Raw genomic sequence first — 16,865 nt, forward strand, 5'->3', positions numbered from 1 at the left:
CGCAATCCGGGATCGTGCCACAGGCGACGAAGGCCCCGGATTTCGCTTCGCTCCATCCGGGCTACGAAACCCGCGCGACGCTCGCGGCAGAGACACTGCCTTAGACGAGCTCCGCTGACCAGGGCTCATGACGGATCTCGAACGATTGTCCTGTCTTCGACAACCGCGCGAATCCCGGGAAGTTCAGGTGCATTCCGGCGACGAGCTCTCCGGTCGCAGAGACCCTCTCCAGCACTTTCTTACGAGTTTCCGCGGCCGCCTTCTGATCCACGTCGAAGGCAATCGTCACGCCGGGTCTGGGTACCTGGATATCCGGATAGTGAACGATATCACCCCAGATCAGCAGGGACGCATCACCGCCATCGATCCGATAGCCGCTATGTCCCGGAGTGTGGCCGGGCAGGTGTTCGATCCCGATGCCGGGCGCAACTTCTCCCGCGCTGATCGTACGTCGCCGTGCGGCGTAGGCCACGAACGCGCTGCGGGCGCCCTGAAAGAACGGCTTCACCGCGTCTGGAGCCTGACTGAGGTTCGCATCATCCGACCAGAAGACAAATTCGGCGTCGTGCATCACGAGTTCGGCGTTCGGAAACTGGGGCGCCGACAAGGCTCCGACGAGACCTCCGATGTGATCCGGATGCGCATGGGTCAGCAGGATCTGGTCGATTGCGCGCGGGTCGACGTTGGCCGCCGCAAGCGAGGCGTGCAAACGCCCTCCCCAGCCACCGATGCCGCCACTCCCACCATCGACCAGGATGGTGCGGCCTTTCCCCTCGATCAGATAGGTGCTGACAGTTATCGCGGATGATGGACGACGTCCCGCCGCCACCGTCATGCTCATTGCCTCGTCGGGTCCTATTCCAGACAGAAGGTCGAACGGCGCGGCCACGATGCCATCGACAATCGCGGTGACGATGTAGTCGCCGATTTTCCGTCGGTTCAGGCCGGGAGCCTGCCAGTTGTTCGAGTTCGTCATTCCATCCCCATTAAGACAGTGTGTCACGCACCATCGCGTCCAGGCTGCTTGCGGTGACGCCCAGCAGCTTCTCCGTGTCGCCGGCGTCGAGCAGAAGCGGCTTTTCGAACAAGTAGGCCATCTCGACGGCCTCCCCGAAGCCGATGCCGTCGAGATCGGCCGAGGTGAGGCGCTGCAGGTTTGGAACGTCGATCCTCAGCGCGACTGCGAATCTCCGCACCAGCTCGCGCACAGACGCGGACTGCGACGGCACATGAAAGGCGCGGCCCCATTCTCCGGTGTAGCGCGATGCGGCAACCAGCGTCTTCGCGGTGTCCTTGGTGAAGGACCAGGCATGCGCGACGTCGGGATCGCCGAGGAAAGAGACCGGCTCGTTCTTGAGCAGCGATGGCAGCGCCAGCAGCGAGAAATACGCGACCGCACCCTTCCCCAGATAATCGCTTGCGCGAACCTCGATGGCAGGAACGTTCGACCGCAACGCGCGCTGCCACATGATGTGCCGGGTCGTACCCTTTCGACTGGTCGGGTCCGGCTCCATCTCCGGAGTGAGCGGGCTCGCAGCCCCCGCGCCGTAGCCATAGACATTCCCGGCGACGAGCAACCTTGCGCCAACCTGCTCGGCCGCCTTGACCGTTCCATCCATGATGGGAAAGAAATCGGTCGGCCATCGATGATAGGCCGCCATGGCGCACATGAAGATGGCGTCCGCGGCCTTGGCCAGTCCCGCGAGTTGCGCGGCGTCAGTGGCATCCGACGAAACCGCGCGCACGGATCCGGCATCGATCGACCCGGCATTTCTGCTGGTGAGGATGACGCTGTGTCCCTCCTCTGCCAGAAGACGAGCCGTCTCGCGTCCAACGGGACCGGCTCCAACGACCACGTAGTGGCTCACTCTGCACCCTCAAAGTTCAGGAAAACGACAGGTGAGCTCTTTGACGCCCGCGCCGTTGAAAATCGCGCAGGATGCGCCAAATACCGATCACATTCCGCCAAGACCTTGGAGCCCGGCCATGCCTGCGAGATCGAGTTCGGCCTCATCATCGGTCGGCAGCATCGCTGCAGGAACGCGAACGGAATCTGATCCGGTCGCACTCGAACCGATCGGCGATCACCGGATCATCATCCATCTCACACCCACCACGCGCTCACGTTGCCTCGCGACCGGTGAGGAGTTTTTGCGTCGCGCCGGCGATATCGATCTGATCCCCTCGGGCACGGCCGCAGGCTTCGTCGCAGAGACGCCCTATCAATCGTTTCAAATCCGGCTCGCACCCGGCATGCTCGATCATGCGGCGTCGAAAGCCGGACGATTGACGTCAGTCCGGCTTGGTACGCATCACATGCTGCGAAATGACCGCATCGTCCTGCTCGGACAAGCGCTCGAAAGCGACATCAGGGCGGGCTCGCCGCGCGGCCCGCTGTTCGCAGAGAATGTCGGAATGGCCCTGGCGGTCGAACTGCTGGGTCTGGCAGATGATGCGCCGCGTCAAACGACGCGCCTCTCCGACGCGCAACTGCTGAGGATCGCAGCCTATGTCGACGAGAATCTGGATCAGCCGCTCACCGTCGACATTCTCTGCCGCGAGGCCGGCGTCAGCAGCTCGCATTTGAGGACATGGTTCAAGGCGGCGACGGGCGTGACCGTGCACCGCTACGTCCTGCAGCGAAGGCTGGAGCACGCACGCGAGCTGCTCCTCCAGGGCGATCGCAAGCTCAGCGACATCGCCCTGGAGGCAGGTTTCTCGCATCAGTCGCACCTGGCCAAATGGATGCGCCGCGAATTCGGGCGCAGTCCCGGCGAGCTGCGCCGAAGCAGGAACTGATGGGGGGCCTTACACCCCCGCCATCATCACGTATTTGATCTCGACATATTCTTCCATGCCGTGACGCGAGCCTTCACGGCCGAGGCCGCTTTCCTTGACGCCGCCGAAGGGCGCGACTTCGGTGGTGATCAGGCCGGTGTTGACGCCGACCATGCCCGACTCCAGCGCTTCTGCGACACGCCAGACGCGGCCGAGATCGCGGGAGTAGAAGTAGGACGCGAGGCCGAACGGCGAAGCGTTGCACATCGCGATGACGTCGGCTTCGTCCTTGAAGCGGATCACCGGCGCGAGCGGGCCGAAGGTTTCCTCCTGCGACACCAGCGAGTCAGGCTTCACGTCAGAGAGCACGGTCGGCTCGAAGAAGGAGCGTCCGAGTTCGCTGCGCTTGCCCCCGGTGACGACCTTGGCGCCGCGCTTGACGGCATCGGCGATGTGGCGCTCGACCTTGTCGATCGCCTTCATGTTGATCAGCGGGCCCTGCGTGACGCCGCTCTCGGTGCCATCGCCGATCTTCATGGCCGCGACCTTCGCCGACAGCTTCTTGACGAACTCGTCGTAGATCTTGTCCTGGGCGTAGATGCGATTGGCGCAGACGCAGGTCTGGCCCATGTTGCGGTATTTCGAGACGATCGCGCCTTCCACCGCCGCGTCGATATCGGCGTCGTCGAACACCACGAACGGCGCGTTGCCGCCGAGCTCGAGGCCGAGCCGCTTCACGCCGACGGAGGCCTGCTGGTAGAGGATCTTGCCGACCGCGGTCGAACCGGTGAAGCCGACGAAGCGCACGGCCGGATGCTCGCACAGCACCTTGCCGATCGGCGGCGCGTCACCGGTGATGATGTTGAGCACACCCTTGGGGATGCCGGCCTTCTCGGCGAGCACGGCCAGCGCCAAAGCCGAGAGCGGCGTCTCGTTGGCGGGCTTCAGCACCACGGTGCAGCCCGCGGCCAGCGCCGGCGACACCTTGCGCGTGATCATGGAGTTCGGGAAGTTCCACGGGGTGATGGCGCCGCAGACGCCGATCGGCTGCTTGATCGCGAGCAGCCGCGCATCGGGCCGCTGCGACGGAATGGTCTCGCCATAGACGCGGCGGGCTTCCTCCGCAAAGAACTCGATATAGGCGGCGCCGATGTCGACCTCGCCGAGCGCCTCCGTCAGCGGCTTGCCCTGCTCGGAGGTCAGGATCAGCGCGAGGTCCTCGCGGTTGGCGGTGATCAGCTCGAACCATTTGCGCAAAATGTTGGAGCGCTGCTTGGCGGTGTGCTTGGCCCAGGCCGGGAAAGCGCGCTGGGCGGCTTCGACCGCCCTGGTGGTGTCGTCCGCGCCAAGCTGCGGGACCTTTGCAATCTCGACACCGGTCGCGGGATTGTTCACGGCAAAGACCGGCGTGCCGACCCAGGCGCCGTCGATGTAGCAGGCCTCCTTCAGGAGCGAAGGGTCCTTCAACCGGTCACGCAGGGTGGCGGTGGCGTGCTGGGCGCGTGCGGCGGCGGTCGGCGTCATGGCGTTGCTCCTCGGACGATCATTTGGGGGCGATCGGATCGGCCGGAATATAGGGACAGACGGCGCACAATGCACCGTCCCGCAACGCACAGCTGATCGGAATTAAGCTGAGATCGGCGCGTTACGCCGCGCCGCTCATATAGGTCTCGCGCCGGCCGATCATGCGCTCGGCGGCGGCCTTGGCATCGGCCTTCGAGGAGGTCGCACAGGTCCGATATTCGAGATCGGGCGCATCGGAGGTGTCGCGGCGACCGAACCAGGACTTCGAGCCGACCGGCAGCAGCGCCAGCGACTGCGCCAGATTGTCGACCGCACCGAAGGAATAGAGCGCACCGGTGCCGGCGATCCGGACCTCGTAAATGCCGGGCGAGATCGGCGCTTCGAGATTGTCGCCCCGTCCGGGACGGGGATAGCGCTTCCATTCGCTCCAGGTCGAAATCATCTGAGGTCCCCTCGCAGCCGGCTAAGCGGCCGCCAAATTTGTTTCAAGTCTTAACGTCAGCCGCCCACTGGGCCCAATTCCGAACGCCGCAACGCACAAAATGTTTCGAGTGCTTCAAACACTCGAAACATATCGCCTCAGCCCATCCATGGTCACGGCGAAGTGCGGCCATCCACCGCAGATTGTGAAGACGTGTTGCAAATCAGTCGTCCCGCGCCACGCCGGGACCGTCAAGTCACGACATCGCGACCGCAGGGTGCATATGGCCACGCTTGCCGTTCAGCGGATGCAGGAGGACAATCGATCGCTTCCAACAATAATCAAACCGGAGGAAATGCGTATGCAAAGCAAAGCCCAGATCGATGAGACTCTGCGCAAGACAAGCGACGCCAAGGAGATTCCCGGCGTTGTTGCGATCGCCGCCAGCGGCAAAGACGTGATCTATCAAGGTGCGTTCGGCAAGCGCGATCTGTCCAAGCCCGATGCAATGACGATGGATAGCGTGTTCTGGATCGCCTCGATGACGAAGGCGGTGACATCAGCCGGTGCGATGCAGCTGGTCGAGCAGGGCAAGCTGTCGCTCGATGCGCCGATCGGATCGCTGCTGCCCGATCTCGCCAAGCCGCAGGTGCTGGAAGGCTTTGATGCCAAGGGCGAACCAAAATTGCGGCCGGCGAAGAGCGCGATCACGCTGCGCCAACTGATGACCCACACCGCCGGCTTCGCCTACAACATGTGGAACGGCGATCTCGCGGTCTATCTTGAAAAGAAGGGCATCCCCGCGATCACCACCTGCCAGAATGCCGCGCTGAAGACGCCCGTCATGACCGATCCCGGCACGCGCTGGGAATATGGCACCAATATCGATTTCGTCGGCAAGGCCGTCGAAGCCGTCAGCGGCAAGCGGCTCGACGCTTATCTGCGCGACAATCTGTTTACGCCGCTCGGCATGAGCGACACCGGCTTCAAGATCACCGACGATATGCGCAAGCGCCTGGTCGGGATGCATGCGCGCGGCGAGGACGGCCAGCTCGCCGCGATTCCGTTCGAGCTCGAGCAGAACCCGGAATTCCACATGGGTGGCGGCGGCCTGTATTCGACCGCGGCCGACTATATCAGGTTCACCCAGATGATCCTGAACAAGGGCCGTGGCAACGGCAACCAGGTGCTGAAATCAGAGACGATCGCCATGATGGGACAGAACCAGATGGGCGATCTCAAGATGACCAAGATGACGACGGCGGCGCCGCCCTACACCAACGACGTCGATCTCTATCCGGATCAGGTGAAGAAATGGGGCCTCAGCTTCATGATCAACACCGCCAAGACCGCAGAGGGCCGTAGCGCCGGCAGCCTCGCCTGGGCCGGGCTTGCCAACACCTATTACTGGATCGACCCGGCGCGCGACGTCACCGGCGTGATCCTGATGCAGCTGTTGCCGTTTGCCGACGCGAAATGCCTGCAGGCGTTCGCGGGATTCGAGCGTGGCGTCTATGCCGGGCTCGATGCGGGCAGTGGCAAGAAGGCAGCCTAACCCCATAGTATGAGGCGCCCGGCATCGCGCGCCTCTCTGGCAACGGATAACCTCGTGCCGAAAGCCATCGGCTTCAGGCACGAGGCAACAATTTCGAGGAGACGAACTTGGCGGACGATCTTGCAGGCAAAGCCGACAGCTACGTTTGCGGCATTTCGGACACGCCGCTGCTCGGCGACACCATCGGTCGCAGCCTCGATCACGCCGTGCGGCGCTGGGGCAATCGCGAGGCGCTGGTCTCGCCCAGCCACGGCGTGCGATGGACCTGGAGCGAATTCGCCGAACGCGTCGACGCGCTTGCCGCGGGCTTTCTCGCGCTCGGTCTGGAACGCGGTGAGCGCATCGGCATCTGGTCGCTGAACCGGCCGGAATGGACGCTGACGCAGTTTGCGGCGGCCAAGGCCGGCCTGATCCTGGTCACGATCAATCCCGCCTATCGTCTCAGCGAACTGGAGTTCGCGCTGAAGAAAGTCGGCTGCGCCGCGATCGTCACCGCGACCGCGTTCAAGACCAGCCAATACATGGAGATGCTCAACACGCTGCTGCCGGAGCTGGCGAGCGCCACGCCGGGGAAGCTGCAGGCGGCGCGGCTGCCGGCCCTGCGGATGGTGATCCAGATCGGCGGACCTTCTGCGCCCGGGACGATCTCCTTCGAGAACGTCGCGCGCATGGGCGGGCCTGCGCATCGCGAGCAGCTTGCCGTGCTCGGCGCGGCGCTTCAATTCGACGATCCCGTCAACATCCAGTTCACCAGCGGCACCACGGGCTCGCCGAAGGGCGTGACGCTGACGCACCACAACATCCTCAACAACGGCTATTTCACCGGGCGTGCGATGCGCCTGACCGAGCAGGATCGGATCTGCATCCCCGTGCCGCTCTATCATTGCTTCGGCATGGTGATGGGCAACCTCGCTTCCGTCACGCTCGGCACGACCATGGTCTATCCCGGCGAGGGCTTTGATCCACTGGCGACGCTGCGCGCGGTCGAGCAGGAGAAATGCACCGCGCTCTATGGCGTGCCGACCATGTTCATCGCGGAGCTCGATCATCCCGAATTCGCGACGTTCAATCTGAAATCATTGCGCACCGGCATCATGGCGGGCGCGCCCTGCCCGATCGAGGTGATGAAGCGCGTCAACACCGAGATGAACATGCGCGAGGTCACCATCGCCTACGGCATGACCGAAACCAGCCCGGTCAGCTTCCAGAGCGCGACGGACGACCCGCTCGAGCGGCGCGTCTCTACTGTCGGGCGGATCCATCCGCATGTCGAGGTGAAGGTCGTCGACCTCGAAGGCAAGATCGTCAGCCGCGGCGAACGCGGCGAGCTCTGCACCCGCGGCTACAGCGTCATGCTGGGCTATTGGGAGGAGAGGGAAAAGACCGGCGACGTGCTCGACGCCAACGGCTGGATGCACACCGGCGATCTCGCCACCATCGACGACGCGGGCTATTGCAACATCGTCGGCCGCATCAAGGATCTGGTGATCCGCGGCGGCGAGAACCTCTATCCGCGCGAGATCGAGGAATTCCTGTACCGGCACCCCAAGATCCAGGACGTGCAGATTTTCGGCGTCGCCGACACCCGCTATGGCGAAGAGCTCTGCGCCTGGGTCCGCGTCAGGCCCGGCGAGACGCTGACGGCAGAGGAGGTTCGCGCCTTCTGCGACGGCCAGATCGCGCACAACAAGATCCCGCGCTACGTCGAGTTCGTCGACGAGTTCCCGATGACCGTGACCGGCAAGATCCAGAAATTCGTGATGCGCGATGCGGTCGAGCAGCGACTGGGGCTGAAGGCGGCGAAGACGGCGTGAAGCGCTGACGCTCTCACTCCACGACGACTGTCATTCCCGCGAAAGCGGGGAATCAAGTACGCCGTGGCCTCTCGATTAGATCACAATCGTCTCTGGAATACTGGGTCGCCCGGTCAAGCCGGGCGACGACAGCGGAGTTAAACCGTCAGCCCGCGCTGCTGCGCCAATTCCTTCAACGACACCTGCGGCCGCGCGCCGATGTGCTGGATCACTTCGGCGGCCGCGAGCGCGCCGAGCTCGCCGCACTGCTTGTGCGACAGATCACGCGAGAGGCCGTACAGGAAGCCGGCCGCGAACAGGTCGCCGGCGCCCGTGGTGTCGACCAGTTGCTTGATCGGGGAGGCCGGAGCTGCGACGGCGTCGGTCGGCGTCACCACCACGCAACCCTTCTCGCTGCGGGTGACCACGCCGAGCTTGACGTCGTTGCGCAGCTGCTTGAGCGCGGTGTCGAAGTCGGAGGTCTCGTAGAGCGAGTGCAGCTCGGATTCGTTGGCGAACACGATGTCGGCCGTGCCGTTGCGCATCAAGCCCAGGAACTCGTCGCGATAGCGGCCGACGCAGAAGGAGTCCGACAAGGTCAGCGCCACCTTGCGGCCGGCCTCGTGAGCGATCTTGGAGGCCTTCAGGAAGGCTTCCTTGGCGCCCGGCGGATCCCAGAGATAGCCTTCGAGATAGACGATCTTGGCGGCCGCGATCTCGGCCGGATCGATATCGGCGGGCGACAGATCCTGCGCGGCACCGAGATAGGTGTTCATGGTGCGCTCGCCGTCACCGGTCACCAGGATGTAGGAGCAGCCGGTGGCGGGGCCGTCCTTCGCAGGCGGCGTGTTGAAGGCAACGCCGGCGGCGCGGATGTCGTGGACATAGAGTTTGCCGATCTGGTCGTCCTTGACCTTGCCGACATAAGCGGCACGCGCCCCCAAACTGCCGACGCCGACGATGGTGTTGGCGGCCGAGCCACCCGAGACTTCCGTCGCCGGACCCATGTCGTTGTAAATGGCGGCGGCGCGCGCTTCGTCGATCAGGGACATGCTGCCCTTGGCCATGCCGTGCTTGACCAAAAAGGCTTCATCGGTCCGGACCAGCACGTCGAACAGCGCGTTGCCGATGCCGAGAACGTCATATTTCACGTCAGCCATTCACCTTGATCCTGTTTGCCGGATTGCGATTGCCGGGGAAATCAGCTTCCTGTCGGCCTGAAATCTGGCTCGCGGCCTATCACGACCGGGCCGCCACGGGCAAGCAACGAGAGGCTTCTTTTGACGCGTTTTCTTCACGCGAACCGGGACCACTTCGCTCGAAAACGCTATGGTATGTCGACCCGATGATCCGCTCCTTCCTGACAGTTTCGACGGGAACACTGGCCTCGCGGCTGCTGGGCTTTGCCCGCGATTCCCTGATCGCGGCGCTGCTCGGCACCGGCGCCGTGGCGGACGCCTTTCTGGCCGCGTTCCAGCTCGTCAATGTGGTGCGACGCCTGCTCAGCGAAGGGGCATTGAATGCGGCCCTGATCCCGGCCTGGCTGCGCGTCCGCGACCGCGATGGCGAAGCGGCCGCCTCCGCATTTGCGGGGCGCGTGCTCGGCACGGTCAGTGCGGCCTTGATCGTGATCTCGATCGGCATTGCCGTCGCGATGCCGCTGATCATCATGATCATCGCGCCGGGCTTCGTCGGCAGTCCCACGCTCGATCTCGCCGTCCAGAATGCGCGGCTCATGCTGCCCTATCTCGCCTTCGCCGGCCCGGTCACGGTGCTGATGGGGCTGCTGAACGCGCAAGGGCGATTTGCGCTCACGGCGTTCTCGCCGCTGCTGTTCAACATCGCGCTGATCGCAACAATCGCCGCGCTGCTGCTGTGGCACGCCGATGCGTCCTCGGCTGCGTGGATGCTGGCGGCGACCGTCGGCATTGCCGGCCTGCTGCAGCTCCTGATGCTGGTGTCGCAGCGGAGTGCGCATCTCGCGACACCGTTGCGCGCAAGATTCGACAAGGAGATGCGCGGCTTCTTCGCCAAGGCGATCCCCGGCATGATCGCAAGTTCCGGACCGCAATGGCTGATGGTGGCCGGCGCGATCATCGCGTCGGCGACGCCCTCCGCCGTATCCTGGCTCTATTTCGCCAACCGCCTGATCGAGCTGCCGCTCGGCATCGTCGGCGTCGCCATGGGCACGGTGCTGGTGCCGGAGCTGACACGCGCCGTCGGCGGCGGCGACCGCGACGCGGTGGCCCATGCGGAATCGCGCGCGCTCGAGCTTGCGACCGGGCTCGCCCTGCCCGCGACGCTCGGCCTTGCGGTGCTGGCCGAACCGATCGTGCGGCTGTTGTTCGAGCACGGCGCATTCGGCGCGGAAGACAGCACCGCGACTGCGCATGCACTGATGTGGCTGGCATTGGGCCTGCCCGCGCATGTGCTGATCAAGGCGCAGTCGCCGGCCTTCTTTGCCCGCAGCGACACGATGGCGCCGCTGCTCGCGACCGCCAAGGGTTTTATGGTCGCGATCGCCCTCGCCGTCCTGCTCGGCCACTTCTTCGGCGCAAGCGGGATTGCCGCGAGCATCGCGGCGGGCGCCTGGAGCAGCGCGCTCTCGCTGCTTCGGAGAGGCACGCGCGAGTTCGGCTTCTCGGTCGACGCCGCCGCGCGAAAACGGCTGCCGCGGATCGTGCTTGCCGCCGCCGCGATGGGCGCCCTGCTCTGGCTGACGACAGGGCTGATGCCGGTCGAGGCCCACGGCCTGATCCGCTTCGTCGCGCTGGGCCTGCAGATCACAGCCGGCATCGCCGTCTACGGCCTGCTCCTGCAGTTTCTCGGCGTTGTCGCCCTGCGCGAGGCGGTTAACGCCCTGAAACGGCCCGCCTGACCGCAAGGCCCTCGAATTGCCCTTGACGGGGCAGCGCCGCTGTTGGAAACGACGGCCGGCGACTTCTCAGGAAAACTGACCATGCCATTTGTTGAACGGGTTTTTTCGGGCGTCCAGCCGACGGGCAATCTGCACCTCGGCAATTACCTCGGCGCGATCGTCAACTTCGTGAAGATGCAGGAAACCCACAACTGCATTTATTGCGTCGTCGACATGCACGCGATCACGCAGGGCGTGGACGTCTGGGGTGGCCCGGCCGAGCTCGCACGCAACACCCGCGAGGTGACCGCGGCGTTCATCGCGAGCGGCATCGATCCCAAGAAGCACATCGTGTTCAACCAGAGCCAGGTCTCCGGCCACGCCGAGCTCGCCTGGATCTTCAACTGCGTCGCGCGCATGGGCTGGCTCGGCCGCATGACCCAGTTCAAGGAGAAGGCCGGCAAGGATCGCGAGAACGCCTCGGTCGGGCTGTTCGACTATCCCGTGCTGATGGCCGCCGACATTCTGCTCTACCGCGCCACCCACGTGCCGGTCGGCGAGGACCAGAAGCAGCATCTCGAGCTCTCCCGCGACATCGCACAGAAGTTCAACAATGACTTCGGCGATTCCATTCGCGCGCAGGGCGCCAATGACGGCCTGTTCTTCCCGCTGCCGGAACCCTTCATCACGGGGCCGGCGACGCGCGTGATGAGCTTGCGCGACGGCACCAAGAAGATGTCGAAGTCGGACGCTTCAGACAATTCGCGCATCAACCTGACCGACGACGCCGACACCATCGCGCAGAAGATCCGCAAGGCGAAGACCGATCCGGAGCCGCTGCCGAGCGAGGAGAAGGGCCTGGAGCCACGCCCCGAAGCCGACAACCTCGTCGGCATTTTCGCCGCGCTCTCCGACCGCTCCAAAGCCGACGTGCTGCGCGAGTTCGGCGGCGGCCAGTTCTCCAGCTTCAAGAACGCGCTGGCTGAGCTGTGCGTGACGAAGCTCGCCCCGATCGCGGGCGAGATGAAGCGCCTCGTCGCCGACCCCGGCCATATCGATGCGATCCTGAACGATGGTTCCGACCGGGCACGTGCGATCGCCGAGGAGACCATGAACCTCTCCAAGGACATCGTCGGCTTCATCCGCCGTCGCTGACGATTGCGATCGCGAACTTGGGCCTGCGCCACGGCGCGGGCCGCTTCGCCTCTCCCCAAGCGTGAGCGAGTGTGGCAGCATGCGCCCCGTGCACACTCCGGGATAGGCATGACCAGCAAGCGACTTTGCTTCGAGCCGGGTCACAAGCCCAAATGCCTCGTCATCGTCGACGACACCGCCGAATGGGATCGCGCGGTCTATTACGCCAGCCGCTGGGCGATCCGTGCCGGCGGCGGCGTGGTGATGCTGCGCATCATCGAGATCGAGGACCAGAACCAGCAATGGCTGGGTGTCGCCGACATCATGCGCGCCGAGGCGCATGAGGCGGCGGAAGCAGCACTGGACCGCGCCGCCGGCCGCGCCAACGGCATTGCAGCGATCACGCCGGAACGGCTCATCCGCGAGGGCGCCGCGATGGAGCAGCTGCTCGCGGTGATCGATGAAGACCCTGACATCGCCATGCTGGTGCTCGCCGCCAGCCCGGGCGCGGAAGGGCCGGGACCGTGGGTGGCGCTGCTCTCGCATGCGCTCGGCACGTTCCCGGTGCCGGTGACCATCATTTCCGGCGCGCTGAGCGACGGAAGCGTGGATTCGCTGGCGTAGCGACGCCGCCTCTTACCCTCCCCTGGAGGGGGAGGGTCGATCGCGCGCAGCGCGAGCGGGGTGGGGTGATCTCTCCCCACGGGCACTGTTCGAGGCGGATAGACCGTCACCCCACCCCGTCTCATGTCTCGCTTCGCTCAACATGAGCCGACCCTCCCCCTCCAGGGGAGGGTAAACGCAACCCAACCCTCTGAAAATCTTGAACTAATATCCCATTTCCCCTTGACCGTGCGTTCCGCGTCGCCATCTGCTAGTGGATAGCCCACGCGCCGGCCTTGAACCGGCGACGTCTGGAGAAAACCATGTTCATTCAAACCGAAGCCACCCCCAATCCCGCCACGCTGAAGTTCATTCCCGGCCGTGTCGTAGCCGACAGCCCGGTGGAATTTGCGAGCCGCGAATCCGCCACGCGTTCGCCGCTCGCGGAAAAGCTGTTCGAAGTGCCCGGCGTCACCGGCGTGTTCTACGGATCGGATTTCATCACCGTCACCAAGGCGAACGGTGAATGGCAGCAGCTCAAGCCCGCGATCCTCGGCGCCATCATGGAACACTACATGTCCGGCGCGCCGCTGCTCGCCGACGGCGCGGTGCAAGCCGATGCCGATCTCGATGACGAGGACGAGTTCTTCGACGAGGCCGACGCCGAGACGGTCGACATGATCAAGGACCTGATCGAGACGCGCGTGCGTCCGGCGGTCGCCAATGACGGCGGCGACATCACCTTCCGCGGCTTCAAGGACGGTATCGTCTATCTCAACATGAAGGGCGCCTGCTCCGGCTGCCCGTCATCGACCGCGACGCTCCAGCACGGCATTCAGAACCTGCTGAAGCATTTTGTGCCCGACGTGGTTGAAGTCCGGCCGATGTAAAAAGGTGCCGTAGGGTGGGCAAAGGCGCGAAGCGCCGTGCCCACCATACGTTCGCGGCGAGAGGTGGTGGGCACGCTTCGCTTTGCCCACCCTACGAGATCTCGCTACGCCGCCTGCCCGATGCTCGCGGCTTCCTCGGCCGCCTTGCGCATGCTCGCCGACATTTCCTGGGTGACCGTGCTCTGCTCCTCGACGGCGGCGGCCGTTGACGAGACATATTCGCTGACGCCCTGGATCGCGCTCTTGATCGCATCCAGCGCCCCGACGACGTCGACCGAGATGCCGTTGAGATTGCCGATCTCCTGCTCGATCCGGTCAGCCGCCTGCTTGGCCTGATTGGCGAGGTTCTTCACCTCGGATGCGACCACCGCGAAGCCACGACCGGCCTCGCCCGCACGCGCGGATTCGATCGTCGCATTGAGCGCCAGCAGATTGATCTGGCCGGTGATGTTGCCGATCAGCTGCACGATCATGCTCATCGACTCCGCCGCCTGCGTCAGCCGCTGCGCCTGCTGATCCGCCGCCTCGACCCGATCGACCGCGGTCGACGCGGTCTCGCGCGAACGCGTCATCGCTTCGGCGATCTCGCGCACCGAGGCATTCAGTTCCTCGGCCCCGGCGGCGACCGATTCCATCATGTCGCGCACCTTCTCGCTGCGCTTGCGCGCGATCACCTGCGCGGTCGTGTCGGAGGCGTATTTCACGACCTTGAACGGCTTGCCGTTGAGATCGCGGATCGGATTGTAAGAGGCCTGGATCCACACCTGCCGGCCGCCCTTGCCGACGCGCTGATATTCGCCGGACTGGAATTCACCGGCGTTCAGCCTGGCCCAGAAGGCGCGATAGGCGTCGCTGTCGCGCTCGCTGGAGTCCACGAACATGCTGTGATGCTTGCCGACGATCTCGGAGAGCCCATAGCCGAGCGCGCCGAGGAAGTTTTCGTTCGCGGTCAAAACCTTGCCGTCCATGTCGAACTCGATCACGGCCTGCGACTTGCCGATCGCCTCGATCTGGCCGGCGAAATTCGCGTTCGACAGCTTCTGCGCACTGACGTCGGTGGCGAACTTCACCACCTTGAACGGCTTGCCGGCGTCATCGAGGATCGGATTGTAGGACGCGAGGATCCAGACCTCCTTGCCGCCCTTGCCGAAGCGCTTGTATTCGCCGGCCTGGAATTCGCCGCGGCCAAGCCTTGCCCAGAACTCCCGATAGGCCGCGCTGTCGCGCTCGCCTGCGGCCACGAACAACTTGTGATGTTGGCCCTGGATCTCCTCGAGCCGGTAGCCGACGGTATCCAGGAAATTGTCGTTGGCGGTGATGATGGTGCCGTCGAGATTGAACTCGATCACGGCCTGAGCCCGGCCGATCGCGGAGATCTTTCCGGCATCCTCGAGGCTGCGAAACTTGCGCGCGGTGATGTCGGTGGCGAACTTGACGACCTTCACCGGCTTGCCGGCCTCGTCGATGATCGGATTGTAGGACGCCTGGATCCAGATCTCGCGGCCGCCCTTGCCGAGCCGCTTGTATTCGGCGGACTGATATTCGCCGCGGCCGAGGCGGACCCAGAACTCGCGATAGGCCGGGCTGCCGCGCTCTTCCGGCACGACGAACATGCCGTGGTGCTTGCCCGCAATCTCGTCGAGCCGGTAGCCCATCGCGTCGAGGAAATTCTGGTTGGCCGTGAGGATGGTGCCGTCGAGATTGAATTCGATGACCGCTTGCGACTTCCCAAGTGCAATGACCTGCGCCAAAGCCTCCCTAGCCGAAGAACCGCTTCGCCAAAAAGACATAAATGAACCTTTCCAAATGACCGAAACGGGCGCGGCTTGATCTGCCGAAACGCCCCGTCCGAGTCGTCGTTGACTCGCTCTCCCGCTCGTTGACGGTGTCACCGGTTTGCTAATGATTGATTAAAATGGCAATATTTCAAATACTTAGCTATCCGGGAGGTTGCAAATCGATGCACCCGCATCAAAAATGGGGCACGAAAATCCTGCCAGCTCCCGTACACGTAGAATTACGGGGATGATCGTGCGCCTGTCGAGAAATCAAACTTGGACTGGTTCGACCGCGGCGGGACCGACTAAGCTGATTCGATGCTGATCCTTGCCATCGATACCGCGCTGGAGGCGTGCGCGGCCGCCGTTCTCGACACCGACGCCGGCGAGCTCCTCGCGCAGGAGCAACAGCTCATGAAGCGCGGCCATGCCGAGGCGCTGATGCCGATGATCGCGCGCGTGATGCAGTCGGCCGATCTCGCATTCACGGCGCTCGACCGTATCGCGGTTACGGTCGGCCCCGGCAGCTTTACCGGCTTGCGCGTCGGCATTTCGGCGGCCCGCGGTCTTGCGCTCGCGGCCAAGCGGCCGGCCGTTGGCCTCACGACCCTCTCGGCCTATGCGGCCGCCATTGTCGGCCAGAGCGGCGTGGTGCCGGTGATTTCGGCAGTCGATGCGCGGCATGATCACGTCTATTTCCAGATCGTCGCCGGCGACGGCAGTCTGCTGGTACCGCCGGCCGTCGCTTCCATCGACGAGGCGATCGCGGCCTCGCAATTCGGCGCGCCGCATCTGGTCGGCAATGCCGCAAGGATTCTCGCCGAGCGCTGGCCGCAGGATGCGCCACAACCTGTTTCGGTCGACGCGCAGCCCGCGCCTGACATCAGCTGGGTCGCCTGGCTCGGCGCTGCGGCAAATCCCGACACCAATCCGGCGCGACCGTTTTATCTGAAGGCACCCGATGCAAAGCCGGCGGCCCAGCCGCTGTTCGCAGCTCAAGCCGCAACGTCATGATGAGTTGGTTTTCGGAATGGTGGCGCGGCGGCACCGCCGCCGTCGAACCCGCGTCGGCGCGCGACGCGGCACGGCTGGCACAGCTCCACGGCGCCTCCTTCGCACACGGCTGGGGCGAAAACGAGTTCGAGACCATGCTCACCGAGCGCAACACCCTGGTCCACCGCTTGCGGCTCGGTCGCAAGACGATCGGCTTTGCGGTGTCGCGGATCGGCGCGGACGAAGCCGAAATCCTCTCGGTCGCGGTCGACCAGTCCCATCGCGGCCGCGGCCTTTCCCGCACGCTGCTGATGACCCATCTCGGGCACCTCGCGGGGCGAGGCGTGCGCACGATATTTCTGGAGGTCGAGGAGAACAATCAGCCGGCACGGCGGCTCTATGACGGAGGCGGATTCGTGGTGGTCGGGCGCCGCGAACGCTACTATAAGCAGGCAAACGGGGAACAATTGAACGCACTTCTGATGCGGCGTGACTTGTCGTAATATTGATGGCAGAAAGCGCCCCCTCAGGCGGACACA

The 16,865-nt window shown here is 64.4% G+C and carries 15 protein-coding genes; 9 read left to right on the plus strand and 6 right to left on the minus strand.

The features are described 5' to 3' along the window. Positions 1 to 100: 100 nt before the first annotated feature. Together NLM32_RS00105 and NLM32_RS00110 are read right to left on the minus strand one after the other, a co-directional pair. On the minus strand, positions 101 to 976 hold the full coding sequence (locus tag NLM32_RS00105) for an MBL fold metallo-hydrolase (RefSeq protein ID WP_254127104.1): 876 nt from the start codon (positions 974 to 976) through the stop codon (positions 101 to 103). A 10-nt stretch (positions 977 to 986) separates the two neighbouring features. Further along, entirely contained in the window at positions 987 to 1,868 is an 882-nt protein-coding gene (locus NLM32_RS00110; protein ID WP_254127106.1) for an NAD(P)H-binding protein, read from the minus strand. 118 nt (positions 1,869 to 1,986) lie between these two features. Between NLM32_RS00110 and NLM32_RS00115 the strand changes: the two genes are divergently transcribed. Further along, positions 1,987 to 2,799 carry an AraC family transcriptional regulator gene (locus NLM32_RS00115; RefSeq protein ID WP_254127108.1) on the plus strand — a complete coding sequence of 271 codons (813 nt, stop codon included), beginning with the start codon at positions 1,987 to 1,989 and terminating at the stop codon, positions 2,797 to 2,799. Between the two features lie 9 nt (positions 2,800 to 2,808). On the opposite strand, the gene NLM32_RS00120 is transcribed toward NLM32_RS00115, so the two are convergent. Continuing rightward, complete coding sequence (locus tag NLM32_RS00120) at positions 2,809 to 4,302, minus strand: NAD-dependent succinate-semialdehyde dehydrogenase (protein ID WP_254127109.1); 1,494 nt, start codon at positions 4,300 to 4,302, stop codon at positions 2,809 to 2,811. Between the two features lie 121 nt (positions 4,303 to 4,423). After that, a complete protein-coding gene (locus NLM32_RS00125; protein WP_200470770.1) occupies positions 4,424 to 4,744 on the minus strand; it encodes a hypothetical protein in 321 nt (106 codons plus the stop codon). 340 nt (positions 4,745 to 5,084) lie between these two features. Between NLM32_RS00125 and NLM32_RS00130 the strand changes: the two genes are divergently transcribed. Together NLM32_RS00130 and NLM32_RS00135 are read left to right on the plus strand one after the other, a co-directional pair. Continuing rightward, the gene (locus NLM32_RS00130) at positions 5,085 to 6,278 is read left to right on the plus strand and encodes a serine hydrolase (RefSeq protein WP_254127110.1); all 1,194 of its coding nucleotides are present in this window, start codon (positions 5,085 to 5,087) and stop codon (positions 6,276 to 6,278) included. A 107-nt stretch (positions 6,279 to 6,385) separates the two neighbouring features. Further along, the gene (locus NLM32_RS00135; protein ID WP_254127111.1) at positions 6,386 to 8,092 is read left to right on the plus strand and encodes an AMP-binding protein; all 1,707 of its coding nucleotides are present in this window, start codon (positions 6,386 to 6,388) and stop codon (positions 8,090 to 8,092) included. A gap of 137 nt (positions 8,093 to 8,229) precedes the next feature. Here the strand turns inward: NLM32_RS00135 and NLM32_RS00140 are convergent, their stop codons facing one another. Beyond that, the gene (locus NLM32_RS00140; protein WP_254127112.1) at positions 8,230 to 9,231 is read right to left on the minus strand and encodes an adenosine kinase; all 1,002 of its coding nucleotides are present in this window, start codon (positions 9,229 to 9,231) and stop codon (positions 8,230 to 8,232) included. 5 nt (positions 9,232 to 9,236) lie between these two features. Between NLM32_RS00140 and murJ the strand changes: the two genes are divergently transcribed. From murJ to NLM32_RS00160, 4 genes are all read left to right on the plus strand, one after another. Then, positions 9,237 to 10,949 carry a murein biosynthesis integral membrane protein MurJ gene (murJ, locus tag NLM32_RS00145; RefSeq protein WP_375143509.1) on the plus strand — a complete coding sequence of 571 codons (1,713 nt, stop codon included), beginning with the start codon at positions 9,237 to 9,239 and terminating at the stop codon, positions 10,947 to 10,949. An 81-nt stretch (positions 10,950 to 11,030) separates the two neighbouring features. Beyond that, on the plus strand, positions 11,031 to 12,083 hold the full coding sequence (gene trpS, locus NLM32_RS00150) for a tryptophan--tRNA ligase (protein WP_254127115.1): 1,053 nt from the start codon (positions 11,031 to 11,033) through the stop codon (positions 12,081 to 12,083). Between the two features lie 108 nt (positions 12,084 to 12,191). Next, complete coding sequence (locus NLM32_RS00155; protein ID WP_254127117.1) at positions 12,192 to 12,686, plus strand: universal stress protein; 495 nt, start codon at positions 12,192 to 12,194, stop codon at positions 12,684 to 12,686. Between the two features lie 302 nt (positions 12,687 to 12,988). Further along, complete coding sequence (locus tag NLM32_RS00160) at positions 12,989 to 13,555, plus strand: NifU family protein (protein WP_254127124.1); 567 nt, start codon at positions 12,989 to 12,991, stop codon at positions 13,553 to 13,555. Between the two features lie 104 nt (positions 13,556 to 13,659). Here NLM32_RS00160 and NLM32_RS00165 read toward each other — a convergent pair whose 3' ends face one another. Further along, positions 13,660 to 15,345, minus strand: coding sequence for a PAS domain-containing methyl-accepting chemotaxis protein (locus NLM32_RS00165; RefSeq protein ID WP_254127125.1), 1,686 nt, complete (start codon positions 15,343 to 15,345; stop codon positions 13,660 to 13,662). A 306-nt stretch (positions 15,346 to 15,651) separates the two neighbouring features. Between NLM32_RS00165 and tsaB the strand changes: the two genes are divergently transcribed. After that, positions 15,652 to 16,347, plus strand: a complete 696-nt coding sequence (tsaB, locus tag NLM32_RS00170; RefSeq protein ID WP_254127126.1) for a tRNA (adenosine(37)-N6)-threonylcarbamoyltransferase complex dimerization subunit type 1 TsaB — start codon at positions 15,652 to 15,654, stop codon at positions 16,345 to 16,347. Beyond that, entirely contained in the window at positions 16,344 to 16,829 is a 486-nt protein-coding gene (gene rimI / locus NLM32_RS00175; protein WP_254127127.1) for a ribosomal protein S18-alanine N-acetyltransferase, read from the plus strand. Before tsaB ends, rimI begins: the two co-directional genes overlap by 4 nt. Positions 16,830 to 16,865 lie beyond the last annotated feature (36 nt).

This window comes from Bradyrhizobium sp. CCGUVB14 (genome assembly GCF_024199935.1).
In the GTDB taxonomy this organism is placed as follows: domain Bacteria; phylum Pseudomonadota; class Alphaproteobacteria; order Rhizobiales; family Xanthobacteraceae; genus Bradyrhizobium.

Bases quoted from the DNA above. Each gene is read 5' to 3' on its own strand.
- NLM32_RS00160 (WP_254127124.1), top strand. From the start codon at position 12,989: ATGTTCATTCAAACCGAAGCCACCCCCAATCCCGCCACGCTGAAGTTC.
- NLM32_RS00125 (WP_200470770.1), bottom strand. From the start codon at position 4,744: ATGATTTCGACCTGGAGCGAATGGAAGCGCTATCCCCGTCCCGGACGG.
- NLM32_RS00105 (WP_254127104.1), bottom strand. From the start codon at position 976: ATGACGAACTCGAACAACTGGCAGGCTCCCGGCCTGAACCGACGGAAA.
- NLM32_RS00140 (WP_254127112.1), bottom strand. From the start codon at position 9,231: ATGGCTGACGTGAAATATGACGTTCTCGGCATCGGCAACGCGCTGTTC.
- NLM32_RS00155 (WP_254127117.1), top strand. From the start codon at position 12,192: ATGACCAGCAAGCGACTTTGCTTCGAGCCGGGTCACAAGCCCAAATGC.
- trpS (WP_254127115.1), top strand. From the start codon at position 11,031: ATGCCATTTGTTGAACGGGTTTTTTCGGGCGTCCAGCCGACGGGCAAT.
- NLM32_RS00115 (WP_254127108.1), top strand. From the start codon at position 1,987: ATGCCTGCGAGATCGAGTTCGGCCTCATCATCGGTCGGCAGCATCGCT.
- NLM32_RS00120 (WP_254127109.1), bottom strand. From the start codon at position 4,302: ATGACGCCGACCGCCGCCGCACGCGCCCAGCACGCCACCGCCACCCTG.
- tsaB (WP_254127126.1), top strand. From the start codon at position 15,652: ATGCTGATCCTTGCCATCGATACCGCGCTGGAGGCGTGCGCGGCCGCC.
- rimI (WP_254127127.1), top strand. From the start codon at position 16,344: ATGATGAGTTGGTTTTCGGAATGGTGGCGCGGCGGCACCGCCGCCGTC.
- NLM32_RS00165 (WP_254127125.1), bottom strand. From the start codon at position 15,345: ATGTCTTTTTGGCGAAGCGGTTCTTCGGCTAGGGAGGCTTTGGCGCAG.
- NLM32_RS00130 (WP_254127110.1), top strand. From the start codon at position 5,085: ATGCAAAGCAAAGCCCAGATCGATGAGACTCTGCGCAAGACAAGCGAC.